The sequence below is a fragment of the Pseudomonas canadensis genome (assembly GCF_030980095.1).
In the GTDB taxonomy this organism is placed as follows: domain Bacteria; phylum Pseudomonadota; class Gammaproteobacteria; order Pseudomonadales; family Pseudomonadaceae; genus Aquipseudomonas; species Aquipseudomonas canadensis.
In genome coordinates, this window is record NZ_CP133298.1 from 2,854,430 (window position 1) to 2,879,115 (window position 24,686).

At 61.9% G+C, this 24,686-nt stretch carries 22 protein-coding genes; 5 read left to right on the forward strand and 17 right to left on the reverse strand.

Features of this window, described 5'->3' with window-relative positions; genetic code table 11:
• Positions 1–2: 2 nt before the first annotated feature.
• From RB216_RS12980 to RB216_RS13000, 5 genes are all read right to left on the reverse strand, one after another.
• Positions 3–2,564: a TonB-dependent receptor plug domain-containing protein gene (locus RB216_RS12980; protein WP_308908794.1), complete on the reverse strand. Its 2,562-nt coding sequence runs from the start codon at positions 2,562–2,564 to the stop codon at positions 3–5.
• 150 nt (positions 2,565–2,714) lie between these two features.
• The gene (locus RB216_RS12985) at positions 2,715–4,271 is read right to left on the reverse strand and encodes an ABC transporter substrate-binding protein (protein ID WP_308908795.1); all 1,557 of its coding nucleotides are present in this window, start codon (positions 4,269–4,271) and stop codon (positions 2,715–2,717) included.
• Between the two features lie 4 nt (positions 4,272–4,275).
• Positions 4,276–5,481: an LLM class flavin-dependent oxidoreductase gene (locus tag RB216_RS12990; protein ID WP_028616002.1), complete on the reverse strand. Its 1,206-nt coding sequence runs from the start codon at positions 5,479–5,481 to the stop codon at positions 4,276–4,278.
• A gap of 12 nt (positions 5,482–5,493) precedes the next feature.
• Positions 5,494–6,720, reverse strand: coding sequence for an alpha/beta hydrolase family protein (locus tag RB216_RS12995; RefSeq protein ID WP_305385090.1), 1,227 nt, complete (start codon positions 6,718–6,720; stop codon positions 5,494–5,496).
• 14 nt (positions 6,721–6,734) lie between these two features.
• The gene (locus tag RB216_RS13000; RefSeq protein WP_028616004.1) at positions 6,735–7,802 is read right to left on the reverse strand and encodes an ABC transporter substrate-binding protein; all 1,068 of its coding nucleotides are present in this window, start codon (positions 7,800–7,802) and stop codon (positions 6,735–6,737) included.
• A gap of 402 nt (positions 7,803–8,204) precedes the next feature.
• Between RB216_RS13000 and RB216_RS13005 the strand changes: the two genes are divergently transcribed.
• Positions 8,205–9,281, forward strand: a complete 1,077-nt coding sequence (locus RB216_RS13005; RefSeq protein WP_028616005.1) for a sigma-54 interaction domain-containing protein — start codon at positions 8,205–8,207, stop codon at positions 9,279–9,281.
• 42 nt (positions 9,282–9,323) lie between these two features.
• Entirely contained in the window at positions 9,324–9,938 is a 615-nt protein-coding gene (locus RB216_RS13010) for an LbetaH domain-containing protein (protein WP_028616006.1), read from the forward strand.
• Here the strand turns inward: RB216_RS13010 and RB216_RS13015 are convergent.
• The 9 genes from RB216_RS13015 to RB216_RS13055 form a co-directional block, all read right to left on the reverse strand.
• Positions 9,935–11,257 (reverse strand): carbohydrate porin, encoded by a 1,323-nt coding sequence (locus RB216_RS13015; RefSeq protein ID WP_122685232.1) that lies wholly within the window; start codon positions 11,255–11,257, stop codon positions 9,935–9,937. The genes RB216_RS13010 and RB216_RS13015 overlap by 4 nt on opposite strands.
• A 186-nt stretch (positions 11,258–11,443) precedes the next feature.
• The gene (lra1, locus tag RB216_RS13020) at positions 11,444–12,214 is read right to left on the reverse strand and encodes an L-rhamnose 1-dehydrogenase Lra1 (protein ID WP_028616007.1); all 771 of its coding nucleotides are present in this window, start codon (positions 12,212–12,214) and stop codon (positions 11,444–11,446) included.
• A 29-nt stretch (positions 12,215–12,243) separates the two neighbouring features.
• The gene (rhaT, locus tag RB216_RS13025; RefSeq protein ID WP_122685230.1) at positions 12,244–13,302 is read right to left on the reverse strand and encodes an L-rhamnose/proton symporter RhaT; all 1,059 of its coding nucleotides are present in this window, start codon (positions 13,300–13,302) and stop codon (positions 12,244–12,246) included.
• A gap of 42 nt (positions 13,303–13,344) precedes the next feature.
• Entirely contained in the window at positions 13,345–13,665 is a 321-nt protein-coding gene (gene rhaM / locus RB216_RS13030) for an L-rhamnose mutarotase (protein WP_028616009.1), read from the reverse strand.
• Complete coding sequence (locus tag RB216_RS13035; protein WP_308908796.1) at positions 13,665–14,540, reverse strand: amidohydrolase family protein; 876 nt, start codon at positions 14,538–14,540, stop codon at positions 13,665–13,667. The genes rhaM and RB216_RS13035 overlap by 1 nt, the downstream gene beginning before the upstream one ends.
• A gap of 70 nt (positions 14,541–14,610) precedes the next feature.
• Positions 14,611–16,044, reverse strand: a complete 1,434-nt coding sequence (gene aldA / locus RB216_RS13040; protein ID WP_308908797.1) for an aldehyde dehydrogenase — start codon at positions 16,042–16,044, stop codon at positions 14,611–14,613.
• Between the two features lie 11 nt (positions 16,045–16,055).
• A complete protein-coding gene (locus RB216_RS13045; protein WP_122685226.1) occupies positions 16,056–16,856 on the reverse strand; it encodes an HpcH/HpaI aldolase family protein in 801 nt (266 codons plus the stop codon).
• Between the two features lie 10 nt (positions 16,857–16,866).
• A complete protein-coding gene (gene rhmD / locus RB216_RS13050; protein ID WP_028616013.1) occupies positions 16,867–18,051 on the reverse strand; it encodes an L-rhamnonate dehydratase in 1,185 nt (394 codons plus the stop codon).
• 16 nt (positions 18,052–18,067) lie between these two features.
• Complete coding sequence (locus tag RB216_RS13055; RefSeq protein ID WP_028616014.1) at positions 18,068–19,363, reverse strand: MFS transporter; 1,296 nt, start codon at positions 19,361–19,363, stop codon at positions 18,068–18,070.
• Between the two features lie 116 nt (positions 19,364–19,479).
• On the opposite strand from RB216_RS13055, the gene RB216_RS13060 reads away from it, so the two are divergent.
• The 3 genes from RB216_RS13060 to RB216_RS13070 all read left to right on the forward strand — a co-directional run bounded on the left by RB216_RS13060 (position 19,480) and on the right by RB216_RS13070 (position 21,945).
• Positions 19,480–20,421 (forward strand): LysR family transcriptional regulator, encoded by a 942-nt coding sequence (locus tag RB216_RS13060; RefSeq protein ID WP_028616015.1) that lies wholly within the window; start codon positions 19,480–19,482, stop codon positions 20,419–20,421.
• 91 nt (positions 20,422–20,512) lie between these two features.
• On the forward strand, positions 20,513–21,031 hold the full coding sequence (locus RB216_RS13065) for a sigma-70 family RNA polymerase sigma factor (protein ID WP_028616016.1): 519 nt from the start codon (positions 20,513–20,515) through the stop codon (positions 21,029–21,031).
• The gene (locus RB216_RS13070) at positions 21,028–21,945 is read left to right on the forward strand and encodes a FecR domain-containing protein (RefSeq protein ID WP_236321304.1); all 918 of its coding nucleotides are present in this window, start codon (positions 21,028–21,030) and stop codon (positions 21,943–21,945) included. The genes RB216_RS13065 and RB216_RS13070 overlap by 4 nt, the downstream gene beginning before the upstream one ends.
• Here the strand turns inward: RB216_RS13070 and RB216_RS13075 are convergent.
• The 3 genes from RB216_RS13075 to RB216_RS13085 are packed head-to-tail and all read right to left on the reverse strand — an operon-like array spanning position 21,942 to position 24,443.
• Complete coding sequence (locus RB216_RS13075; protein ID WP_028616018.1) at positions 21,942–22,658, reverse strand: ABC transporter ATP-binding protein; 717 nt, start codon at positions 22,656–22,658, stop codon at positions 21,942–21,944. The genes RB216_RS13070 and RB216_RS13075 overlap by 4 nt on opposite strands.
• The gene (locus RB216_RS13080) at positions 22,655–23,476 is read right to left on the reverse strand and encodes an ABC transporter permease (RefSeq protein WP_028616019.1); all 822 of its coding nucleotides are present in this window, start codon (positions 23,474–23,476) and stop codon (positions 22,655–22,657) included. Before RB216_RS13080 ends, RB216_RS13075 begins: the two co-directional genes overlap by 4 nt.
• Positions 23,477–23,486: 10 nt before the next feature.
• A complete protein-coding gene (locus RB216_RS13085; protein ID WP_308908798.1) occupies positions 23,487–24,443 on the reverse strand; it encodes an aliphatic sulfonate ABC transporter substrate-binding protein in 957 nt (318 codons plus the stop codon).
• Between the last annotated feature and the right edge of the window lie 243 nt (positions 24,444–24,686).

Below are 24,686 nucleotides of genomic sequence, written 5' to 3' on the forward strand. Positions count from 1 at the left end.
GATCAGAATTGATAGTCGACCTGGGCCAGCAAGGTGCGGCCAGGCATGGGTTGCAAGAAGGTATTGGTGGAACCGGCCAGGCCGCTGACGAAATTCAGTTCATTGGTCAGGTTCAGCACGCGCAAGGTGGTGCTCCACTGCGGCTGGCGGTAATACACGGCGAGATCGAGGTTGTATTCGTCGGGGATCTTCACCGTCTTGCTCAGGTTCAGGTACCAACTGCTGGTCCACCAGCCGGAGAGTTCGGCACCGAAGCCAGAATCGAAGCGATAGTCCACGTAGCCGCTGGCGGTGTACTCAGGAATCTGTACCGCGTCGTAACGCCCGGAGGGCCGCTGGTTGAGGCTGTTGTTGTCGCCAAACACAGTGCCGTTGTCGGGAATGAAGCCTGCTGAAGCAAAGCCCGCCTGTGAGGTGAACTCGTTGTAGGCGTTGAGCTTGGACAGGTTCAAGCCGCTGCGCAGGTGGTCATCCGGTTGGTAGCGCACGGTGGCTTCCACGCCCTTGATCATCAGCCGGGCGATGTTGTTATTGCTGTCGGGTGCCTGGTCGCGGGCCTGCTTGAACGCGGCCAAGGTCATGAACAACTGGTTGGGCACGGCTTCGACCTTGACGCCGACTTCGTGCAGCACACTCAGGCTCTGGAATGCCAGCGGGTTGAGTTGGTTGGCACCGGTGCCGCTGCCCCAACCCAAACCGTTGGAAAAGAACCCGGTATTGACCGCCAGCGAGCGGTCGAAGGTGTAGTACAGCGTGGTGTTTTCGGTGGGCTTCACGTAAGGGCTGACTTGAAATGCAAATAGCCGGTAGTTGTCGCTGTCCTTGCGCCTGTTGCCGCCTGCGAGCACGAACGGGTTGTCGATTTCGGCCTGGATCCAGCTGCGGCTGGCGCCAATGTTCAGGCCGAAATACTCGCCGTACTTGAGGTTGTGCTGGCTGAACAGGGTCTTGGTGGTCCAGGTGCTTTCAGCGGTGTAGGGCGCTACGGATTCGGTGTACAGGCCATGCCCTGCCGCGTACATCGGCGGCAGGTTGAGCCAGCCGTAGTTGTTGGAGTATTGCGGCACCCCGGGTTGGCCGATCCACGCAGCATTGCCGCCAGCAGGGTTACTGCCGTCCAGGCCGAGCAGGTCGCCGGGGTTCTTGCCGGAAGGATTCTGGGTCAAGTCGTAGGCGTTGATGGTTGAGCCAAAGCTGTTATTGGCGGCAATCGATTGGTTGAATTCGCGGCGGTAGATCAGGCCGGTGTTGCTGTCGTCGCGCAGGGTCCAGCCGCCCAATCGGGTTTCATTGCGTGAGCGAAACTCGAAACGGTTGTCGAAAATGTTGTCCTTGGACTGCACCTGGAACGCGCCCACCGCGTCGGTGATGTCCTTGGAGCGTTCATAGAACGTGCTGTTGGCCACGGTAATGCTCGGCGACAGGTCGGCCTCGATGCGCAGTTGCGTGGTAAAGCGCCGCGAGCTGCTTTCATCCTCCTTGCGCTGCCCGGTCTGCGACGACAGCGACTGTTCGCCATTGCCGGCCAGCGTCGGGTCATACACCCAACCGCGCAGGCTGCCGGGGTTGGCCTGGGTGTTCGGCGAGGCGGCCTGGAAGCTGCCGTCGACCACGCTGTATTGGCCTTGTGCATTGCGCTGGCGCTTGACCCAGCCCAAGGTCGGCGCGTCTGCAGCGCCGGACGCCAGCACCGGTGACCATAGGGTGTTGCCGTTCTGGATGATGGGCGTGGCACGGCCGGCGTAGTACTTGCCGTGGTCCACCAGGTTCTGCGTGGCGCGGTTCCAGCCGTGGGTGATGTTGTAGTCGTAATAGTTGTCGTAGCTGGCGTTCCAATCGACGCGAACGTTGTCGTTGCGCCAGGCGAGGGCGCCGTAGAACGCATCGAAATTATTGTCGACGTTGTCGTAGAAATCCTGCTGGCGCTGCTTGGTGATGCTGACGCGGTAGGCCAGGTTGTCGCTCAGCGGGCCGGTGTTGTCGAGGCTGAATTTATTCGAGCTGCGTGACGTGCCGTCCGGCACCCATGACCCCAATTCACCGCTGAGTTTGGTCTTGAACTCATTGAAGTTCGGTTTTTTGCTCAGGTAATTGACGTAACCGCCGCTGCCGGACACTGAGCCGTAGGTCACCGAGGATGGGCCAGCCACGATATCGGCGCCTTCATAGGCGTTGAAGTTGGCCGGATGGCGCACCGCATAACCGCGCTGGCCGTCCTGGAAAATCTCCGAACCCTGGGCGCGGAACTGCGGGGCGACCCCGGCGTTCTGGCCGCCGCCACGGGTGATGCCAGGTGCGTATTTGACCAGGTCATCAGCGCTGTGGATCGAGCCGTTGGCCAATTGCTCGGCATTGATCTGCACCACCGAGCGTGGGGTGTCGAGCACTTTGGTTTCGGTGCCGCCGTACACCGAGGTCGGCGGCCGGGTGGGCAGGGCGTCGTCATCCGACTCGGCGCTACTGGCTTGCACCGTCACGGTCTGCAGTTGGGTATCAGCGGCAAAGGCCTGCAGCGGCAGGGTTGCGGCCAGCAACAGGGTTAAACGCAAGGCGATAGCGTGCATGGCAGAAATGCCCCATAAAAAAGAGTGAAGGGCGCACGACCCTCGTAGGAGCCGGCTTACCGGCGATGGCGTCCGTTTGATCGGCGCAGGGCTTGAGGGCCCCACCGCCGGCAAGCCGGGCTCCTGCAGAGGGGGGGCGGTTTCATTGGGTCAGGCCGTGTCTTTGAGCCAGAGCTTCTCGAATCGCCAGGTGCTGAACAGCGACTCTTCGGCCTGGGCGCCACCCACGCGGGTCGATACGCTGTCGAGCAGGTCGGCGTAGCCCCAGATCAACATGCCACCGCGTTCGTACTGGATCTGCTGCACCTGATGCACCAGGGCCTTGCGTTTTTCCAGGTCGGGCTGGGCCATGGCGGCAAGGAACAGTTCACTGAAGTGCGGGTCGTTGAAGTGGGTCTTGTTTGACACCGCAAACGGCGCGTCGGTGTGTATCGCGCTAGCCAGAAACGGTGCGCCAATGCTGCCGCCAGTGCTCAGGGTCCAGTCGTTTTTCAGCGGGCCCTGGAAGGTGGCAAGGTCGACTTGTTTGACCTTCAGGGTCACGCCGATGCGCTTGGCTTGTTCGGCAAGGACCAGCGCTGAACTCAAACCCTGTCCCGGTGTAGTGATCAATTCCACCTCGAGGTTTTCCTGGCCGGCGTCCTTGAGCAATTGCGCTGCGCGTTGCGGGTCGTAAGCGCGTGGGCCGAGGCTGTGGTTGAAGGTCGGATCGCTGGGTGCATACAAGTCGTTGGCTACGCGACCCTGGCCGTTCAGCGCGCGGCGTACCAACTCCTCCCGGTCCGCCAGCAAACGAAACGCCTCGCGTACCCGTGGGTCGTTGAACGGCGGCTTTTCCAGGTTCATGTCGAAGGACAGCCAATTGCCAGACACCGACTTGATCACCTGCAGGCGCGGGTCTTTTTGCAGGATCGGCAATTGCTCGGTGGGCAGCACATTGGCCATGTCGATCTGCCCGGCACGCAGGGCGGCGAGGCGGGAGACTTGGTCCTTGAAGTCGATGATTTCAAGTTCATCCGCGTAGGGCTTGCCGTCTTTGTAGTAATTCTCAAAGCGGGTGAACAACGAACGTTGGCCGGGGGTAAAGCTTTTCAACTTGTAGGGGCCGGCACCCACCGGGTTGGTGACTGGATGGTAATCCACCGGGACGATGCCGCCGAAGTTGACCCAGGTTTCCGCCAGCGGCATGTAGCTGCGGCCTTCGCGAAAGCTCAGGCGCACGGTGCGATGGTCCAGCTTGACCAGATTGTCGCGATCCACCCAGTGCAACAGCGCAGCATAGGGCGAAGCCAGTTGCGGGTCGGTGAGGCGGCGGATCGAGAAGATCAGGTCGTCGGCATCGATGGTCTTGCCGTTGTGGAACTCCAGGCCCGGGCGCAGGCGCAGGGTCCAGGCGCTGGCATCGGCATTTGGCTCGGCCAGTTCGGCCAGGGCCAGGCGCGGTTGCATGTGCTCGTCCCACTCCCACAACTTGCTGTACAGCGCAAACCCGCGAACGATGCCGCTGCCCACCGGTTTATGCGCGTCCAGGTTGCCGCTCTGGTTGCCGTCGAGAATGCCCAGGCGCAAGCGTCCGCCATAACGCGGCTGGTCGTTGCCGGTCACGCCGGCCGGTGTGTCGCTCGGGCCGCAGCCGGTCAGCAGCAGGCCACCGCCGACGGTGGCGCTGTAGCCGAGAAAGTCCCGGCGGCTCAGCAGAAAGGTCATGGTCTCAGGCTCCGCCGTTGGCCGAATGCAGCTCGCGCAGCGGCTCCTGGGGTCGGCTCAGCTCGACGCGCTCGCTGCGAAAATGCGGCAGGATGTGCTCGCCGAGGCGATAGGCTTCTTCCAGGTGCGGGTAGCCCGCGAGGAAGAACAGGTCGATGCCGATGCTGTTGTACTCGCGAATCCGCGCCACCACGTTCTCGTAGCTGCCCACCAGTGCGCAGCCCGGTGGAATGCCGATATAGCCGAAGCCGGTCCACACATTCGGGTGAATGAAGAAGTCGTCGAAACCCTGGGCTTCGTTCTTCTCGGCAAAACCCTGTTCGTAGCTCAGTTTGCGCGCTGTGCGCAGCCCGGCATGCGCCGCCACGGCCTTGACCGCGCCACGGGCGATGCCTTCGTCGAAGAAACGCTTGGCCTCGGTGCGCGCCAGCGCTTCGGTCTCGCGAGTGATCACGTCGATTGACAGGCCGAAACGGATGTCGGTACGCCCCCATTTCAGTGCGCGCTGGCGCAGGTCGGCGATCAGCGCGGCGATTTCATCCGGATGCTCGGCGCGCATCAGGTAGAAGTCGGCGTGCTTGGCGGCGAATTCCCGTGCGGCAATCGACGAACCGGCGGTGCAGATCAGCGGCAGCTCGGCCTTCTTCAGCGGCCCACGCAGGCCGCCGCCGTCGGCTTTGTAGAATTTTCCATCGTAGTGGAAGGTCTCGTTGTGCCAATAGCCCTTGACCACGTCCATGAACTCGGTGGCGCGTTCGTAGCGCTCATCGTGCTCGCTGTAGTCACCGACCTGGCGCTGGATCGCGTCCGAGCCACCGTTGATGATGTTCCACACCAAACGATTGCCGGTGGCGCGCTGGTACGTCGCCGCTTGTTGCACAGCGACCCAAGGGGTGTAGTGGTAGGGCTGGAACGCAGTGACGAACTGCAGGGTGCGCGTCTCGCGGGCCAGCAATGAGCAGACGGTCCAGGGTTCTTCGCCGGTCGGCGCATTGACCATCAACGCACCGCCAAACCCATTGATCTCGGCGGCCTTGGCAATCTGGCCCAGGTAGTCGATGTAGGTAAAGTGGTCGCCCACGCTGAACCCGGAGACTGCACCGGTACTGTTGGCGCCGCCACGGTGCCAGTCGCCCCGGTTACGCGGATCGCCGGGCAGGAACTGGGTTTCGCCGTGCAACGGCAGGCGGGTGAAGAATTCGATGCTCATGAAGCCTCCTGCCTACTGGGCGGTCGGGGCGCAGATCGGGGTGATCGGCTGGTCGTTGATGACTTTGTGGGCGAACGGGATCGAGTCCTTGAGCGACGCATTGACCGTCGCGCTGTGGCCCAGGCCTTTGTACAGATGGCCTTCCACCACGGAGCCGGCGTTGCAGGCGTCCTGCATCAGCTTCACCTGGGTCGCGGCGGCGGGGGTGGTGTCTTCGGCGCCGGTGCCGATGAAGATCGGCTTGGAGGTCTTCAAGGTCGGGTACGAAACCTGCGCCAGCCACGGCGCGAGCTGCTTGCCCTTGTAGTCTTTCTTGGTGTTGGCGATGCTCAGGCCGAGACCTTCTACGTCGCCTTCCAGGGCGAACAGGCAACTGGTGCGGGCCTGTTCGAAGATCGGCAGCGCCTTGTCGGTGTAGAAGTCCGCCGGGTTGATGCTCGGGTCGTATTGCTGGGCGGCAAGCAAGGTGTAGAAGCCGTAGGCCAACGTCGGGTCGACTTTGTTGCGCACTGCCTCACTGGGGTTTTTCGCGTAGTCGAGGGTGTAGATCACGCCGGTGCCGATGCTGCCCTTGACGCCCAGGTCCGGCGCATAGGTTGCCGCGTAGGCCGCCGCGGCAAAGGCGCCCGCGCCCCCCTGGGACTGACCGACGATCAACACTTTATCGGCCAGCCCTGGTACCCCGGCCACCACAGCCTTGGCGGCGTCGAGGATGCCGTAGGCGGCCATACGGCTGTTGAGCAATGGGTGGCCACCGGGCACGCCAAGGCCCTGGTAGTCGGTGGCGACCACGGCAAAGCCTTCTTCCAGCCAGCGGTTGAGGTAAGCCACGTCACGGTAGGAACGGCCTTGCCAGGACGGCGCGCACACATCCGCTACGCCGACGGTGCCATGGCCCCAGCTTGCCACCGGCCATCCGCCGGCAGGTGGCTTGCCTTTAGGCAGGAACAAGGCGCCGGATACCACGATGGGCGTCTTGTTGTCGATGCCGTCGGTGGAGGTGTACAGGATGCGCCGGGCACTGGCGGCATTCGCCAGGCTGATGGTGCTATCCAGCGGCTCGCTGCGCAGCAATTTGCCGGGAACGGCGGGAATGGCTTGTTCCCAGGTGTAGAACGCCGAGACGCGACCATCGCCTTGCAGCGGGTCGGGCTTGGGTGCATACACGTCAGCCGCGAACGCACTCATGGACAAGGCCAATACGCTGAGGCCGAAAGCGAAGGAATGGGGCAGTTTCATCAATCATTTCCCTATCAAGGATTCGTGCTGACCTGGCCACGCAGGGCCGGCCAGTAGTCGGTGAGTTTCAGGTCGATCAGGGCCTGGTGGGTAAAGCCGGTAGCCAGTGACGGGCCGATGTCATAGGTGTCGCGAATCAGGTGGTTGGCCAGCGCATAGGCCGTCAGAGCCTGGTAATGGGCCTTGAGCTGCGCATCACTTTTTGGCGCCCAGCGTTCTTTCCAGGCCACCGGGTCGTTCTGGTCGTCGCGACGCAGCACGCTTTCGGCGGTGCCGGCGCGGGAGGACAGTTGGTAATAGGCGTCCTGGTTCTGCGGCTGAGAAATCCACCACGCGGCCTTGACCCAAGCGGTGGCCAGCAGTTGGGTGATCTGCGGATACTGTTTTACAAAGGTGTCGGTGCCCCACAGGTCAGAGACCAATCGCCAGTCGTTGCTGCCTTGCTTGGTCGACCAGATGATCTTGCCCACACCTTTGTCTTCCAGGGCATAGGCCTCGCTGAGCAGCACTGCTGCATCGACCTTGCCGGCCGATACCGCCGCCGCGCCCACCTGTGGGTTGAGGTTGGCAATCTTGAAGTCATCGAGTTTCAGGCCCTTGCTGGCCAGGAAGTTGCTGAACGCAAACTCCCACGGCCGGCCACGGTGCAGGGCCAGGCGTTTGCCCTTGAGGTCTTCGATGGTCTGGGCGCTGGAGCCTTCGGGCACCACCAGATAGATGTTGTTGCCGCTGCCGCCGGGCACGATCAGCTTGCCCGGCACACCACCGGCTCCCGCGATCACCGATGGCAGGTCGCCGCGAACCGCGAAGTCCAGGCTGTTGTTGCTGAAGCCTTCGTTGATCTGCGGGCCGGCACCGGCGTGGGGCAGGGCGATCCACTCGAGTTTCACCCCGCGTTCGCGCAATTGCGCTTCCAGCCAGCCGTCCTCGATCACGCGCCCGGCGATGCCGCCGAATACCGGCTTGCCGCCTTGGGTGTAAGCGACGATGGCGATTTTCACTGAGGCCGGTGCGGCCTGAATGGCGGTACTCGCAAAAAGGGCGAACAGGGCGGCAATGCAGCTGCGCCATACATTTTTCATGGGGCTTCTCCCTACTTGAATTGGCAATCCCCTGTAGGAGCCGGCTTGCCGGCGATAGCGTCCATTTGAGCGCTGCAAGGCTCAGGGGCCTCATCGCCGGCAAGCCAGCTTCTACACGGGGATCGTGTTGGCAGGGAGAGAGCAGATTGCATGCCAGTCGCTGTAACAATCGCTCTAGACCGCGTACTACAAGGGTTTCAGCGGTGGTGACAGGGAGGTGATCCTGTCTCGGCTGCTGATGTGCAAACACGCAAGTGCTGGCCGATTGCTGCTCCAGCAGCAGTCAAGGGCAGGGGTGTTGGTATATTCTAAATTGGTATATATAAATATTAATTAATAATTAAATGGTATAGAAAACTTCATGCACTATTGAGCACGCGCTTTTACTGCCAGGAATGCACCATGTCGCTGATCACCCATCCCAATGCCCGCGAATTGACCAAGTCGGTGCGTGCCACCGTGCTGGTCTTCAAGGACCCGCGCTCCCAGGAATTGCTGGCGCGTATCGAGCGCCTGGCCCCCAGTGAAGCCAACACCTTGATCATTGGCGAGACCGGCACCGGCAAGGAATTGGTCGCACGGCATATCCACAATCTGAGCCGTCGCGGGCGTGAGCCCTTTGTGGCGGTGAATTGCGGTGCGTTTGCCGAAACCCTGGTGGAAAGCGAACTGTTCGGCCATGAAAAAGGCGCGTTCACCGGTGCTACCACCCACAAGGCCGGCTGGTTTGAAGCGGCCAATGGCGGCACGCTGTTCCTCGATGAGATCGGCGATTTGCCGCTGAACATGCAGGTGAAATTGCTGCGGGTTTTGCAGGAGCGTGAAGTGGTGCGCCTGGGTTCGCGCACGCCGATCCCGATCAATGTGCGGCTGGTGGCGGCCACCAACGTCAACTTGGCTGACGCGGTAGTGGCCGGGCATTTTCGCGAGGACTTGTTTTACCGTCTGCACGTCGCAACCATCCGCCTGCCCCCGCTGCGCGAACGGCCGGGCGATATCCTGCCGCTGGCCGAATTCTTCCTTGAAGAACACTGTCAGCGCCTGGGATACAACCGCGCAAGCCTGAGCATCGAGGCCGAGCGCAAGATGCTCGAACACAGCTGGCCGGGCAATATTCGCGAGCTTGAAAACGCCATTCACCACGCCTTGCTGGTGTGCCGCAACCAGCGCGTGCAACCGGCGGATCTGCATTTGGTGGACATGCGCTCTTCGGGCATTCGCCAGGACCAAGCCAGCCACGCGCCGCCCGCCCTGAGCGGTCCGGTCGACCTGGAAAGTGCGCTGAACGCATTGTTCGAACAGAACATTCCAGACCTCTACGAACACATCGAAGAAACGATTTTCCGCGCGGCTTATCGCTACTGCCACGGCAATCAATTGCAGACCGGCCGCCTGCTGAATATCAGCCGCAATATCGTGCGGGCCCGCCTGGAAAAGATCGGTGAACTGGGCAAACCGGTGTTACTCGACGGCCAGTAATGCTAGGTTTTCGGACTTCGCTGACCGCTCGAGAGTTCGACGTTGATTCGACTTGCTGACTACATCGCCGTTTTTTCCGATTCTGCCCTGGCGCCCTGGGCTGACCTTACGCCCTGGGCGCTGGTCACCCAGGCGCCCGCCATCGTTCGCCAATTGCTAGCCGAACTGCCGGCCGACGAGTACGTCATCCAGGATGAAATCGCGGTCCACCGGACTGCCACCGTCGAGGTCGGTGCCTTGCTCAAGCCGCCATTGATTGTCGGTGCGCATTGTTTCATTGCCAGCGGTTCACTGCTGCGTGGCGGTTGCTGGCTGGATGAACACTGCATCATCGGCCCCGGCGCTGAGTTGAAGACGTCCTTCGTGTTCAGCGGCAGCAAGCTGGCGCATTTCAACTTTGTCGGTGATTCGGTGTTGGGGCAGGTGATCAATCTGGAAGCGGGGAGCATCGTCGCCAACTACCGCAATGAGCGCGATGACAAAGAAGTGTTGGTACGAGTGGACGGGGCATTGCAGCGCACCGGTTGCGATAAGTTTGGCGCGTTGCTCGGTGACCAGTGCCGGATCGGCGCCAATGCGGTATTGGCGCCCGGTGCGCTGCTCAAGCCTGCCAGCGTGGTGGGGCGCGGGCAGGTGTTTGATGCAGAGAAAGACTAGAAGTCGGCGATAAACTGCACGCCGCCGACGACTGCGCCGGTGGTTTGCGTCAGCCCGCCGGGGTACTTCACGTATTGCAGGTTGGGCCGCACCATCAGCCATTTTGTCGCTTGTACGCCGTAGTTGATTTCGTAGCTGTATTCGCGACGCTGTTCGGGCACATACAGCGGGTCGTCGAGGGCGGTCACGCCATTGGCAGCGTTGAGCATCTGCGTGTTACGGGTATAGCGGTCACTGACCTGCAATTTAGACGCGCCTATGCCAACGGTGTCGTGCGGACGTGAGTCAAACGGGCCGCGGTAGATCAGGCCGACCTGGATCAGGTTTTTGATCACGCTCTTGTCCGGATCATTCATCGTCAGGTTGGCAAACAGGTTGAGCCCGCGCTTATTGTTGCCGTCGATCGTGGTCAACTGCTGCTGGCCCGACAGCCACCAACCGTCATTGCTGGAATACATCCGATAAGGCTTTTGCGAGCTGGCGGCAAAGTTACCGTCGGCGTCCTTGAGCATGTCCTTGGTATTGGCGTTGGCATAGTAGTAACCCACGTGGTATTCGGAACTCAGCCCGGCAACCTGGCCTTTCCAGATGGCCTCGATGGGAAAACTTGTGCCTTGGGAGCCGCTGATGAAGGGTTTGAAGCCATTGCTGGCTTCGGCATTGCCAGGGTTTTTGTCATAGGCACCCACTTGCACCGCGAACTCATCGGTGAACTGGTACTTGGCACGCACCGCCCACTGGCTGATGGGGAAGCTATTCCATACGCCGTTCCAGTTGCCTTCCTGGGAGCCGCATAGGGTCACGTTCTGGAATTCACAGGGGAACTGATCGAAGTCTTCGCCATGGCCGAAGCGCCCCAGTTTCAAGGCGAATTTGCGCTCGAAGAATTTCTGCTCGTACCAGAACTGCGAAAGCCGCCAGGCATTACCGCCGCCAAACACTTCCATGGTGGAGGTCAGTCCGGTGGCGTTCGGCTGATGCACGCGGTCGTTGGTGATGTCTTTGCCGTGACGCTCGCCGATGCCGATGCGAAAGGTCGCGTCCTGCCAGCCGAGCAGTTTTTGCAGGTCCATGCTCACACCGAGAATCAACTGGTCGCTCCAGCGTGCGGTGGTGTGCGAGTTGTAGCCGCCGCCGAGGTTGGAACCGACCTCGCCGACATATTTGAGGGTGAAGTCATAGCCTTGCTCGGCCAGTTGTGGACGCAGGCCGTTCCAGTCGCCGAGCATGGCGGGTGAGTTTGGGTCCAGCAAACCGGCGCTGTGGGCGCAGGTCGACATGGCGCTGCAGAGCAGGGCCAGGGGGAGGGTGGTGCGCATGGAAAAGCTCCTGGGATTGTTGTTTTTATTGGGGTGGAACTCGAACTTCAGGCACACAGAGGCCCCTGTGGGAGCGGGCTTGCTCGTGAAAGCAGTGGTTCAGGCATGAATCCTGTGTCTGACACACTGCATTCGCGAGCAAGCCCGTTCCCACATTGGAACTGTGGTGGTTGGAGGAGCGGGGTGTTACTGCAGGTTTACGTACAACCCGCCATCCACCAGCAACGAGGCGCCGGTTACGTAGCGCGCCATGTCCGAGGCCAGGAATACGATGGGCCCGGCCACATCATCCGGCTCACCTAGGCGACCCAGCGGCGTGCGCGCGGTCATGTAGGCGAGTTTTTCCTCATCGGCCAGGTCGTCCTTGTTGATGTCTGTGGCGATGGTGCCCGGCAGTACCGAGTTGCAGCGAATGCCGTACGGTCCCAGGGCAATTGCGCAGGATTGCATCAACGAATGCAGGCCGGCCTTGGTGGGTGTGTAGTGGGTCTGCATGCCGCCGCCGACCAGGGCGCTGATGGAGCTGACGGCGATGATCGCGCCGCCGCGACCCTGGTTTTTCATCTGGTTGGCCGCCGCCTGTACGGCGAAATAGGCACCGTTGAGGTTGGTGTTGACGGTTTTCAGGTAGACCTCGCGGGGCATGTCGAGGAACGAGTGGAACGGGCAGATACCGGCATTGTTGACGAACACGTCGACGCTGCCGAAGGCTTTTACTGCGCCGGCCACCAGCTTGTCGCCGGTGTCCGGGTCGGCGGCGTCGCCGCCCACTTCGATGGCCTGGCCGCCGAAGGACTTGATCTCCTCGATCAACGAATACGCAGCCTCCGTACCTTGGCCGCTGCCGCTGTGGCCGATGACCACGCGGGCCCCCTGGCGCGCACATTCACGGGCGGCGGCGCGGCCGATGCCACGGGAGGCGCCGGTGATGATCACGGTTTTGTCTGCAAGCAACATAAAAACTCTCCTTCAAGAAATAAGCGACATCAGCCCAGGTAATTGCCGTAGCCGACCATGGCGATTGCGCCGAGGATCACTGCGATACCCGCCACCAGCACGCCTTTGTTGGCGGCACTGGTGCCGTGCCATTCGCGGAAATACAGGCCCCAGCAGTTGGACACGATGATGATGAATGACATGTGCAGTACCCAAGAGCTGGCGTCGTTCTGCAGGCGGCTTTCGCCCATGCCGTAGAAGAAAAACTGCAGAAACCACAGGGTGCCGGCAATCGCCACCAACAGGTAGTTGCCCAACAGTGGGGTGCTGCGGTCGGTGTAGTTATGGAAGGTGCGGTTGCGCCAATTCAGCCACAAGCACCAGATACCGTTGGTGGTGAGGCCGCCCCACATGATCACCATGAAGGTCACGTTGTTCTGGAACAGACTGTTGGCGCCGTGCTCTACAGCAGCGGCGGCCAGCGGTCGTCCGGCGGAAATGCCGTAGCTGAAACACGCACTCAGTACTCCGGAGATCACCGCCACCAGCATGCCCTTGCCCAGGGAGAATTCGCTGACACTGGCGAACTTCACCGCCTGGGGCACTTCTCGTTCCTTGATCAGCCCGGCCTTGCCGCACACTGCAATGCCGACCAGCGATACGGCCACGCCCCACAACACCCAATGCCCGCCTTGCGAGGCCAGCATCGAGGTCAGCGTACCTTCGGTCTCCGTGGTGAAGAGGTCGCGGTACAGCGCCGGCATCAATGCGCCGAGGGCCGAGGTGAGGCCCATGATCAGCGACATGCCCAGGGACAAGCCGAGGTAGCGCATGGTCAGGCCAAATGTCAGCCCGCCGATGCCCCACAACACGCCGAACAGGTAGGTCCAGAGCAGGGTGCTGGTGTCGGCGTTGCGCAGGATGTCCACCCAGCCGGGCACCGTCAGTTGCGCCGCGATCAGCGGCACGATCAGCCAGGACACCAGGCCGCCGGTGATCCAATAACTTTCCCAGGCCCAGCCGCGGACCTTCTTGTAAGGGATGTAGAAACTGCCGGAAGCGAAGCCGCCGATAAAGTGCAGAATCACACCAAGGAGAATGATTTCCACGTAGTCGAATCCTTTTTTTATTGTTGTTGTGCGTCGGTTGGATCAGGGGCGCGTCAGTTGGAACATGGGCAGCAGGTCAACACTGATCGGCGAGGCGTCTGCGTGGCTGGGCATGATGTCCTGCATGTAGGCCCACCAGCGCTGCATCAGTGCTGTACCGGGCAGTTCGTCCAGGCCGTGGACGTCTTCGTGGGTCAGCACGGCGAACAGCGCATTGCCCGGTTTATCGAAGAAAATCCGGTAGTCCACCACACCCGCATTGAGCAAGGCCTGGGCCAGTTCGGGCCAGATGTCGTCGTGGCGCTTGCGGTATTCATCGGCCTGGCCGGGGTTGAGGTTCATGCGAAAGGCACGGGTCTGCATTACGGCGCTCCATGGTTGGGCGTGTAGATCCGCACCGCGTTGTGCAGGAAGAATTTGGCTTGTACAGCCTCGGGTTTACCGGCCACGCAGCGCTTGACCAGGCCCAGGGTGGTGGCGAAATCCGCCAGGTGATCGCTGTTGGGCCAGTCGCTGCCGAAAAAGCAGCGGTCTTCGCCAAAGGCTTCCCACAACACCGCCAAGCGATCGTTATAGAACGCCGTGTCGGTGATCAAGCCTTGAGGGCCGAGCTGGGGAATCTCCGCCAGTTTGGCGAACAGATTCGGGCGTTCGGCCAGGCGCAGCAGGTCGGCGTGATAGGCCGCTTCTTCGCCTGATGGCACCTGGGCGTTGGGCAGGTGGTCGATGATGATGCGCAGCTCGGGCAGCCTATCGCTCAACTGCAACAGGCCTTTGATAAGACGCGGATTTGGGTTGGCACTGTCCAGGCCACGGCCGCTGGCGGCGAGTTGGCGCAGGCCGTCGATAAAGCCCGGGCGCGCCTGGTCTTGCAGCAGGTCGCGATCCCACAGGTTGCCGTAGCGCAGGCCGAGAAACAGCGGCTCATTGGTCAACGCGTCGAGGTCGACGGCAAAGCTTGAGTGCAGCGGATCCAGGTTGCCGACAAAGCCAAGCATGCGCGGTTCGCTGCGCAGGATGTCGAGCAGCCAGCGGTTATCGTCGCGCCACGGGCTGGCTTCCACGGCAATCGCGCCGACCACATTGTGCGGCGCGGCCAGGGTCCAGTAATCCGCCGGCAGGTGCGCGGCATACAGCCGGTTACCGGGTTCAGGCCATGGAATGCCCTCGGGGCGACGTGGGTCGAACAGGTGCAAATGGCTGTCGATGATCGGGCCGCTGTAGGCAGTCAGGGGCATGACGCAGTCCTTATCAAAAGCAAATTCGGAGGGGCCAGCACGCTAGCGCGCCAGGCCCCGATTAACCAGCTCAGCTTTGCAGGTACACCACATGGGTATGGGTGTACTCATACAGGCCGTGCTTGCCGTCGGCGCCGCCAATGCCGGATTTGCGCACGCCGGCATGGAAGCCCTGCATGGCCTCGAAGTTTTCACGGTTGACGTAGGTTTCACCAAAGTCGATTTCGCGCACCGCGTGCATGGCCTTGCCCAGGTCGCGGGTGTAGATCGACGAAGTCAGGCCGTAGTCGCAATCGTTGGCCAGGGCGATGGCTTCGTCGAGGTCGTCGACGATCTGGATCGGCAGCACCGGACCGAAGATCTCTTCGCGCATGATCTCCATGTCGGCGCGGCATCCAGCCAATACCGTCGGCTGGAAGTGAAAACCCGCACCCAGGTCGGCAATCTGCCCGCCGCTGACCAACGTTGCGCCCTGGCTCAGGGCGGTGCGTACTTTGCGGTTGACGCTGTCCAGGCCCTGGCGGTTGATCAGCGGGCCCATTTCCACGTCGGCCTGGGCGATAGGGTCGCCATAGCGGGTGGCGGACATGGCTGCGCTGATGCGTTCGATAAACGGGTCGGCAACCTTGCGCTCCACGTACACCCGCTCGGCGCAGTTGCACACCTGGCCGGTATTGATGATGCGCGAATCGCGGATGGCTTTGACGGCCAGCTCCAGGTCGGCATCCGCCAGTACGATGGCCGGTGCCTTGCCGCCCAGTTCCAGGTTGAGCTTGGTGATGTTCGGTGCGGCGGCCGTCATGATCCGCGAGCCGGTCGCCACGCTGCCGGTGAAGCTGATCATGTCGACGCCGGTGTGCGCTGTGAGCGCGCCGCCGACCCGGCCGTCGCCGCAGACCACGTTGAACACCCCGGCGGGTAGGTCGGTTTCGGCGACGAGCTTGGCGAACTCGAAACAGTTGTTCGGGGTTTCTTCGCTGGGCTTGATCACGATGGTGTTGCCGGTGAGCAGCGCCGGCGCCATTTTGCGCGCGATCAGGAAGAACGGAAAATTCCACGGCAGGATGCCGGCCACCACGCCCAACGGCTTGCGGAACAGGAAGATATTTTCATTGGGACGGTCGCTGGTGATGATCTCGCCTTCGATGCGTCGTGCCCACTCGGCCATGTAGTCGAGATAGTCGGCGGTGAAATTCACTTCCACCTCCGCCAAACCGCTGACTTTGCCTTGTTCCAGGGTGATGGTGCGCGCCAGGTGCGCAACGTTCTCGCGCAGCTTGGCGGCGATGCGGCGCAGGTGCCCGGCACGTTCGATGGCGGGTTTGCGCGCCCACGTCTTTTGCGCCTGGCGTGCGGCGGCCAGGGCCTGGTCGACCTCGGCGGTGGTGGACGCCGGCACCTTCGACAGCAGCGCACCGGTGGCCGGGTTGAGCACGTCAATGTGCGCTTCGCTGGAGCTGAAGCGGCCATTGATGAAGTTCTGGTAAACGGGAACGGATGACATGGGCAGGTTCCTCAATAAGTACGCGCAGGCGCTTTCGTTTCGGCGGCAGGGCGATAGCGGGCAAGGGTGGTCAGGGCACTCTGGCGCAGCAGGCTGATGTCGATGGCCACCGCGATAAAGCGGCAACCCCAGGCCTGATAGCGGCGTGCATCGTCTTCGTTGGGCGCCAGGATGCCGCTGACCTTGCCGGCGGCGAGGGTGGCGTCGATGGCGTGCTTGATGCGCTCCTGGACCTCAGGATGGCCGGGGTTGCCGGCGTGACCAAGGCCGATGGACAGGTCGGCGGGGCCGATGAACACAGCGTCAACGCCTTCTACGGCGGCAATCGCGGCGACGTTTTCCACGCCAAGGCGCGATTCCACCTGCACGATCAGGCACAGCTCTTCATGGGCGGTGTTCAGGTAGTTGTCCACGCCGTCCCAGCGCGTGGCACGGGTCAGACCGCCGCCGACGCCACGGATGCCGTGGGGCGGGTAACGCATGGCACGCACCAGGGCCTGGGCCTGTTCGGCGGTTTCGACCATGGGGATCATCAAGGTCTGGGCGCCGATATCGAGCAGTTGCTTGATCAGGCTGGCGTCACTGTTGACGGCGCGCACCACTGGCGCGGTGCTGTACGGCGCGACCGTCTGCAACTGGTTGAGGATGCTCGGAACCGTGTTGGGTGCATGTTCGCCGTCGATCAGCATCCAGTCGTATCCCAGGCTGGCGACGATCTCGGCAGCGTAGCCGGTGGCGAAACCGACCCAGATGCCGTATTGGGTGGCGTCCTTGGCGAGGGCGGCCTTGAAGCCATTGCGGGGCATATTCATGGCGGGTTCCTCAGCGGTTGTAGGGACGGTGCAGTTGGCAGTCGGGGTTCAGGTCAACGCCGAAGCCCGGCTTGTCCAGCGCCGACAAACGCATGCGGCCATTCACCGGCACCGGTTCGCCCAACAATTGCGGGTGGAACATCGGCACGACTTCATCCGCTTTGGGCGCCATCATCAGGAACTCGGCGAATGGGCTGTTATGGCGGGTGGCGACAAAGTGGTAGCTGTACACCGACGAACCGTGGGGCACGACCATTGCGTTATGCGCATCGGCCAACGCCGAGATTTTCACCAGTTCGGTGAGGCCGCCGCACCAGCCGACGTCGGGCTGGATGATGTCGCAGCAGCCCATTTCCAACAGCATACGGAACCCCCAGCGGGTGGCTTCGTGTTCGCCCGTCGTCACCAGCATGCCTTTGGGCACGTTCTTGCGCAGGGCGGCATAGCCCCAATAATCGTCTGGGGACAACGCTTCTTCGATCCACTTCAGGCCATGCTCATGGGCGCCGATCGCCAGCTTGGTGGCGTAGTTCAAATCCAGGCTCATCCAGCAGTCGAGCATCAGCCAGAAGTCCGGGCCGACCCGTTCACGCATGGTCGCCAGTGCTTCGAGGTTCTTGCGCAGGCCTTCTTCGCCTTCGCTGGGGCCGTGATGCAGGGGCATTTTGCCGCCGATAAAACCCATTTTCTGCGCGAGGTCCGGGCGCGCGCCGGTGGCGTAGAACTGCAGCTCATCACGCACCGCGCCGCCGAGCAGTTGGTGCACGGGTTCCTGGCGGATTTTGCCGAGCAGGTCCCACAACGCCAGGTCGACGCCGGAAATCGTGTTGATCACCAGACCCTTACGCCCGTAGTAGAGGGTGGACTGGTACATCTGGTCCCAGATTTTTTCGATGTCGGTGACGCGGGCGCCTTCGAGAAAGCGCGCCAGGTGTTTCTCGACGATGTAAGCCGCCGGTTCACCGCCAGTGGTCACAGCGAAACCGACGGTGCCGTCGCTGGCTTCGATCTCCACCACCAGGGTGCCGAGCACGTTGATGCCAAAACTGCGGCGGCTCTGGCGGTACTCGGGGTATTTGCTCATCGGCGTGGAAATATGGTCGTCGATCCAATGCCCATCGGCCTGGTCGTGGTAATCGGCGCCGCCGCCTCGCAGTACAAAGGCGCGGACGTGTTTGATGGTGAGATGACCCATGGTGTGACTCCTGGCGTTAAACAGTGGCCGGCGTTTTCGACGCGGTGCGGCCGGGTGAATGGATGCCCAGCACCAGCAATGCAGCCAGTACCGTGGTGGCGGACAGCAGGTACAGGCCGGCTGCCGGGGACGCGAAGGCACCTTCGGCCCAGTGCTTGATGACCGGGGCGATGAAGCCACCGAGGGCGCCGAAGGAATTGATCAGTGCAATGCCGGCTGCGGCAGCGCTGCCGGCCAGGTAGCTGGAGGGAAAGGTCCAGAACACCGGCTGCACGGCGATGAAACCCGAGGCGGCAAAACACAGCGCGAGCATGCCCAGCAGCGGGTTGGCGAAGGTCACTGAGCAGGCAATGCCGGCGGCAGCCATCAGCAGGGTCAGGCAGGCGGTCTGGCGACGCAGGCCGGTACGGTCGCTGTAGCTGGGAATCCACCAAGCTGCAAACAGTGCGCAGAGCCAGGGAATGGCCGAGACCAGCCCGACCATCAAGCCGACCTTGGTGCCGAGCAGATCGCCCACTTGGGTCGGCAGGTAAAACACCACGCCGTAGACGCTGGCCTGGATCAGCAGGTACACCAGGCACAGGTACAACACCGGCGGTTGGCACAGCACGGTGAGCAGGCTGCGACCGTGGGAGGTTTTGTGCTGGTCTTCCTGATCCAGCAGGCTCTGCACTTGCTCACGCTCAGCCGGGGTCAGCCACTTGGCGTCGGCGGGGCGATTGTCCAGATACCAGTAGGCCCAGATGCCCACCGCGGTTGCCATCAGGCCTTCCACTGCAAACAGCCACTGCCAGCCGTGGATGCCGCCAAAACCGTCCATTTCCAGCAGCAAACCGGACAACGGGCTGCCGAAGATGAAGGCCAGTGGCGCGCCGAAATAGAAGAAGCCCATGGCTTTGCCGCGCACGGCCTGGGGGAACCAGTAGGTGAGGTAAAGAATGACGCCGGGGAAAAATCCGGCTTCGGCCACGCCGAGTAAAAAACGCAGCACATAGAAGCTGGTTTCGCTGTGGGCAAACACCATGGCGGCCGAGATCAGGCCCCAACTGACCATGATGCGGCACATCCACAGACGGGCGCCGACACGGTGCAGGATCAGGTTGCTCGGCACTTCCAGCAGCGCGTAGCCGACAAAAAACACGCCAGCGCCAAACGCAAAGGCGGCGTCGCTTAAGCCAGTGTCGGCTTGGAAAGCTTGTTTGGCGAACCCGACATTGGCGCGGTCGAGAAAGGCCATGATGTACATCAACAGCAGGAAGGGCAGCAGTCGCCAGGAAATCTTGGCGAGCAGGGGCGCGGGGAGGGTTTTCATAGTGGCGTCCGATGTTTTGTTCTTATGGGACGGACTGTACGGCGGCCGAGCAATGCGCTACAAATCGAATCTCGCTTACAAGTGATAACCTCAGGGTATCGATAACAAGGATAAAAATGCGCAGTCCCGCGATCTCTCCCAGCCTGTTCAACCGCCTGCGCTACAAGCATCTGCATATGCTCGTCGCGCTGAGCTCCAGCCAAAACCTGCACCGTGCGTCACAGGCGCTGAACATGTCGCAGCCTGCTGCCACGCGCATGCTGCGTGAGATCGAGGACATGTTCGCCTGTGATCTGTTTGAGCGGTTGCCGAGGGGGATGCGTCCTACGGCACTTGGCCAGGAGTTGATTCGCTTTGCCGAATCCGCCCTGAGCGGATTGGACCGGTGTGCCGAAGACTTAATGGCGCGGCAGCAGGGCGGTTACGGCTACCTGTCGATCGGCACCATCATGGGCGCCGCACCGGACCTGGTGATGGATTCCATCGCGCAGATTAAATCGCTGAACCCGCAACTGCGTATCCGCATCATGGGTGACACCAGTGATCAGGTGATCCAGTTGCTTGAACAGGGACGCATCGACCTGGCCATCTCGCGCCGTAATGCTGCCACCGACAACGAGCACTACAGCTTCGAACCCCTGGGCAACGAACGCTTGCTGGTGGTGGTGCACGCGGGCCACCCCCTGGCCCAGCGTGAGCAGTTGATGCTGGATGAATTGGTGCGCGACTGGCCATGGATCCTGCAACCGCAAACCAGCCCGGCGCGCATCGGCTTCGACCAGGCGCTGCAGGATCTGGCGCTGCCCAGCCCGGCGGACATCATCGAATGCAGCTCGGTGTACTCCATGCAGCAGTTGATCCAGCTCACTGACGCAGTGATGGTGCTGTCCGAAAGTGCGCTGCGTGATTACCTGAAAATGGGCCTGGTCGTCGCACTGCCGGTGGCCTTGGAAGTACGACTGGCGCCATTTGGCATGTTGCTGCGCAAAGGCGAGGTGGTGAGCCGTGAACTGGGGTTGTTTATCGACTTGTTGCGAAAGAAGGCTGCGATGCTCTGAACGTGATGTGTAAAGGGCATGGTGTGTCGGCACGATATTAAATAGAATGAATCTCATTTGAGACTCACTCGCGCCGCGCAGGTCGCTTGCCATGAATGATGCTGTTGTTCCGACCCACGCCCCCGAACTGACGCTGTCGAGCCTGTACCGTGACCACCGTAGCTGGCTGGAAAGCTGGCTGCGCCGGCGTCTGGGCAATGCCTGGGATGCGGCCGACCTGAGCCAGGATACCTTCTTGCGCGTGCTGGCCAGCGCCCAGCCGATTGCACAGATGCAGGAGCCGCGCGCCTACCTGGTGACCGTCGGCAAGCGTCTATTAGTGAATTTTCATCAGCGGCGCAGCCTTGAACAGGCCTATCTGAATGCCTTGGCGAGCCTCCCGGAAACCTGCGTGCCGTCGCCTGAACAGCGCTGGCTGGTGCTGGAAACCTTGCAGGCCCTGGATGAATTGCTGGATGGCTTGCCGGTGCTGGTCCGCCGCGCCTTCCTGTGGAGCCAACTGGAAGGGCTGGGTTACCGGGAGATTGCCGAGCGCCTCGACGTGTCAGAGCGCACGGTCAAACGCTACATGGCCCAGGCCTACGAACATTGCCTGCTGGTGGACCTGTGAGCCGCGACGTTGCCCGCGCCGCCGCGCAATGGTTGGCGCTGCTGGAGTCCGGCGCGGCCACTGAGCGTGATTACGCCGCATTGCAGCATTGGCGTGACAGCCACCCCCAGCACGAACAGACCTGGCAAAAAGCCCAGACCCTGCGCCAGCGTTTCAGCGACTTGCCCCAGGCCTTGGCGATGGCCAGCCTCGACCGTCCGCAACCGGGACGCCGTGCCGTGCTCAAGCGTGCGCTGGGTATCGCTGCGCTGGTGCCGACCGCTTGGTTGGTCAGCCGCCAATTGCCCATCGAGGCCTGGCGTGCCGACGTGCACACCGCCACCGGCGAGCGTAAGCGAATGGGGCTGGCCGATGGCGCCAGCTTGCAGCTCAATACGGCGACGGCGGTAGACGTGGACCTGGCGCAGCGCCGCATCAGTCTGGTGGAGGGCGAGCTGGCGCTGGATGTGCCAGGCACGGCGGCGATGACCGTGCAGACGCGCTACGGCGAGCTGCGCGTCAGTCAGGCTGAAGTGTGTGTACGGCAGCTGGCCGCCGGTTGTCTGGTGTCGGTGCTTGAAGGCTCCGTCCAGGTGCGCGACTTGAACGGGCAGATGGCGACTTTGCAAGGTGGGCAGCAAGCGCCGCTCAAAGCCAGCGGACTAGGGGCCTGGGTGCCTTTCGATGTGTTGCAACTAGGCTGGCGCGATGGCGTGCTGACCGCGCAGAACCAGGCGCTGGGTGACTTCCTGCGGGAGCTGGAGCGTTATCGGTCGGGTGTGTTGCGCTGGGAGCCGAGTCTGGAGTCGTTGCGGGTCACCGGCAGTTTCCGCCTGGACGACACCGACCGCATCCTCAACCTGCTGGCCTCGACCCTGGGGCTGGAGGTGCAGGCGCGGACGCGGTATTGGGTGACCTTGCGCAAGGTCGTCTAGATCACGTGGGCACGTTGCAGCTCAGTCAGGGATTGCGCCTTGAGCTGCGCCAGCAACGGATCACGCCGGTCACGCGGGTGCGGCAGGTTCACCGCCAATTCCTGGCGAATGCTGCTCGGTCGGTTGTCCATCACCAGCACCCGGTCACTCAGGTACAGTGCCTCATCCACATCATGGGTCACCAGCAACAAGGCGATGGCATGATGTTCGGCCAGTTGCAGCAGCAAATCCTGCAGCTTCATACGGGTAAACGCATCGACTGCGCTGAACGGCTCATCCAGCAGTAACACCTGCGGCCGTGAATACAGGCCCCGCGCAATCGCTACCCGTTGCGCCATGCCGCCGGACAACGCCTTGGGCAGCGCCTGGGCAAAACCCTTCAGGCCGACTTCCTCGATCAACTGCGCGACCCAGGCCTTGTCGTAGTGGCTGTCATCGCTGAAGCCGATGTTCTGTTCCACCGTGAGCCAGGGCATCAGCCGGGGTTCCTGGAACACAAAGGCTACTTCGCCATCGGGGCTGCGCAGTTCGCCCTGGAAGTCCTGTTCCAGGCCGGCGACGATGCGCAGCAAGGTGCTTTTGCCGCAGCCGCTTGGCCCGAGCAGGCTCACGGCTTCGCGTGGTTGCAGCACCAGGCGCACGTCTTTCAACACGGTGGTGCTGGTGAAACTTTTACGCGCGACGTGAATATCCAACAGCGGTTTTACGCTCATTGTCCTGCTCCCTGGAACGTGTCGCGCCAGGCCAGGCAACGCCTCTCCAACGTCGCAAGCAGGCCATCGCTGACCTTGCCCAACAGTGCCAACACGATAATCGCCGCCAGCACGATATCCGGCCGCGAGGTTTCCCGCCCATCACTGAGCAGGTAACCCAGCCCCTTAGTGGCCGCAATCAACTCAGCCGCCACCAGGAACATCCAGGCCAGGCTCAAGCCACTGCGCAACCCGGTGAACAGGCCCGGCAGCGCGGCGGGCAGCAGGATTCGACGCACCAGCCGCCGCCGGCTGAAACCGTACATTTGCCCGACTTCCACCAGCTTGCGGTCGATATCACGAATGGCCGCGACGCCGTTGAGGTACACCGGAAAAAATGCGCCAATCGCGATCAGCACAATCTTCGACGTTTCGTCGATGCCCAGCCACAGCAGCAACAGCGGTACCCAAGCCAGGCTCGGGATCGAACGTAGCCCTGCAAAGGTCGGTTCGAGGTAGGCCTCCGCCTCACGACTCAAGCCGACCCAGGCGGCAAACACCAAGGCCAGGCTGGCGCCAATGGCGAAGCCCAGCAGCACCCGGCCGAGGCTGGCGCTGATGTGTTTCCACAATGCGCCTTCGGCCAGGTCGGTGAGGGTCACCGCGATCTCGCTGGGTGCCGGCATCTGGTACGACGGCAGCCAACCCACGCGCACCACCACCTCCAGCACCAGCAGGATCAGCACCGGCAACACCAGGCCCTTGAGCCGCCGCGGCCAAGCGCTGCGGTTGATCACCACCGGTGCGGCAAGGGGCAATGCTTGGGTTTTGCTGGTCATCACGGGCTCCTTAATGGCCGAACGAGGTGTCGATCAACTGGTCGATCACCTGGTCCACATTCACGCCTTTGCGCATCAGTTCTTCGGACACCAGGATCGGCGCGGCCGCCTTCGACGCCACTACATCCTTGCTGCTCAGGAACGGCGTGCTCAGGTCGGTGCGCGAGAGTTGCAGCTTGGCCACTTCCAGCGGCAGGCCGGACTCGTCGGCCAGCAGTTTGGCGAATTCATCCGGGTGCTTCACCGCCCAATCCCGAGCCTTTTCATAGGCGCCGAGCACCTTGGTGATGGTCTGCGGATGCGTTTTGGCGAACTTCTCGGTGACGCTGACCACGCCGTAGCTGTTGAAGTCTTTATTGCGGTACAGCAGGCGCGAACCGGCCTGGATTTCACTGGCGGCCATGTGCGGGTCCAGACCGGCCCAGGCGTCCACGTCACCTTTTTCCAGCGCAGTGCGGCCGTCCGGATGTTGCAGGTGCACCAGTTCTACGTCGTCCTTTTTCAGCCCGGCCTGTTGCAGGCTGCGCAGGGTGAAGAGGTACGGGTCGGTGCCTTTGGTGGCGGCGATTTTCTTGCCCTTGAGGTCGGTGACGCTGTTGAGCGGCGAGTCTTTGCGCACCACCAACGCGGTCCATTCGGCGCGGCTGTACACGTACACCGATTTGATCGGGCTGCCGTTGGCGCGACTCAGTACTGCCGACAGGCTGGCCGACGAGGCAAAGTCCACACCGCCACTGTTGAGGTACTCCAGCGAACGGTTGCTGCCCTGGCTCAACACCCAGCCCACCTTGGATTGCGGCAAGGCTTGTTCCAGCCAGCCGAAGTGCTTGAGCACCAGGCTCACGGGCGAGTAATAGGCGTAGTCGAGGTTGACTTCGGCGGGATCGGTGTCGGCGGCGTGGACCAGGGTTGGCAGGCACAGTGCGAGGGCGCAGGCGCCGAATAAGCGTTGGGTGAAGGCTTTCATGGAACAGCTCCGGCAAGGCGTTGAGAGAAGGCTTTTCTTATATTCAGAAAATTTGGTTTGCATGTTCCATCATGCTTTATAGGAATATGCAGTCTCTGTGCCATGTGCCTGGAAGGCGTATTTGCGGGGGTGTAGGGGCTGAATGCTGTGGTGGCAGAGAGCAGATTGTTGAAGCACTGTTGGCTGGGCAACAGTTCTTATATATCTGTATCGAATAAATAAAGAGTTATATATTCCTTTTAA

What these genes read in the sequence shown, in the direction of transcription:
- RB216_RS12980 (WP_308908794.1), bottom strand. Translation starts at nt 2,564, where the DNA reads ATGCACGCTATCGCCTTGCGTTTAACCCTGTTGCTGGCCGCAACCCTG.
- RB216_RS12985 (WP_308908795.1), bottom strand. Translation starts at nt 4,271, where the DNA reads ATGACCTTTCTGCTGAGCCGCCGGGACTTTCTCGGCTACAGCGCCACC.
- RB216_RS12990 (WP_028616002.1), bottom strand. Translation starts at nt 5,481, where the DNA reads ATGAGCATCGAATTCTTCACCCGCCTGCCGTTGCACGGCGAAACCCAG.
- RB216_RS12995 (WP_305385090.1), bottom strand. Translation starts at nt 6,720, where the DNA reads ATGAAACTGCCCCATTCCTTCGCTTTCGGCCTCAGCGTATTGGCCTTG.
- RB216_RS13000 (WP_028616004.1), bottom strand. Translation starts at nt 7,802, where the DNA reads ATGAAAAATGTATGGCGCAGCTGCATTGCCGCCCTGTTCGCCCTTTTT.
- RB216_RS13005 (WP_028616005.1), top strand. Translation starts at nt 8,205, where the DNA reads ATGTCGCTGATCACCCATCCCAATGCCCGCGAATTGACCAAGTCGGTG.
- RB216_RS13015 (WP_122685232.1), bottom strand. Translation starts at nt 11,257, where the DNA reads ATGCGCACCACCCTCCCCCTGGCCCTGCTCTGCAGCGCCATGTCGACC.
- lra1 (WP_028616007.1), bottom strand. Translation starts at nt 12,214, where the DNA reads ATGTTGCTTGCAGACAAAACCGTGATCATCACCGGCGCCTCCCGTGGC.
- rhaM (WP_028616009.1), bottom strand. Translation starts at nt 13,665, where the DNA reads ATGCAGACCCGTGCCTTTCGCATGAACCTCAACCCCGGCCAGGCCGAT.
- RB216_RS13035 (WP_308908796.1), bottom strand. Translation starts at nt 14,540, where the DNA reads ATGCCCCTGACTGCCTACAGCGGCCCGATCATCGACAGCCATTTGCAC.
- aldA (WP_308908797.1), bottom strand. Translation starts at nt 16,044, where the DNA reads ATGTCATCCGTTCCCGTTTACCAGAACTTCATCAATGGCCGCTTCAGC.
- RB216_RS13045 (WP_122685226.1), bottom strand. Translation starts at nt 16,856, where the DNA reads ATGAATATGCCCCGCAATGGCTTCAAGGCCGCCCTCGCCAAGGACGCC.
- rhmD (WP_028616013.1), bottom strand. Translation starts at nt 18,051, where the DNA reads ATGGGTCATCTCACCATCAAACACGTCCGCGCCTTTGTACTGCGAGGC.
- RB216_RS13055 (WP_028616014.1), bottom strand. Translation starts at nt 19,363, where the DNA reads ATGAAAACCCTCCCCGCGCCCCTGCTCGCCAAGATTTCCTGGCGACTG.
- RB216_RS13060 (WP_028616015.1), top strand. Translation starts at nt 19,480, where the DNA reads ATGCGCAGTCCCGCGATCTCTCCCAGCCTGTTCAACCGCCTGCGCTAC.
- RB216_RS13065 (WP_028616016.1), top strand. Translation starts at nt 20,513, where the DNA reads ATGAATGATGCTGTTGTTCCGACCCACGCCCCCGAACTGACGCTGTCG.
- RB216_RS13075 (WP_028616018.1), bottom strand. Translation starts at nt 22,658, where the DNA reads ATGAGCGTAAAACCGCTGTTGGATATTCACGTCGCGCGTAAAAGTTTC.
- RB216_RS13080 (WP_028616019.1), bottom strand. Translation starts at nt 23,476, where the DNA reads ATGACCAGCAAAACCCAAGCATTGCCCCTTGCCGCACCGGTGGTGATC.
- RB216_RS13085 (WP_308908798.1), bottom strand. Translation starts at nt 24,443, where the DNA reads ATGAAAGCCTTCACCCAACGCTTATTCGGCGCCTGCGCCCTCGCACTG.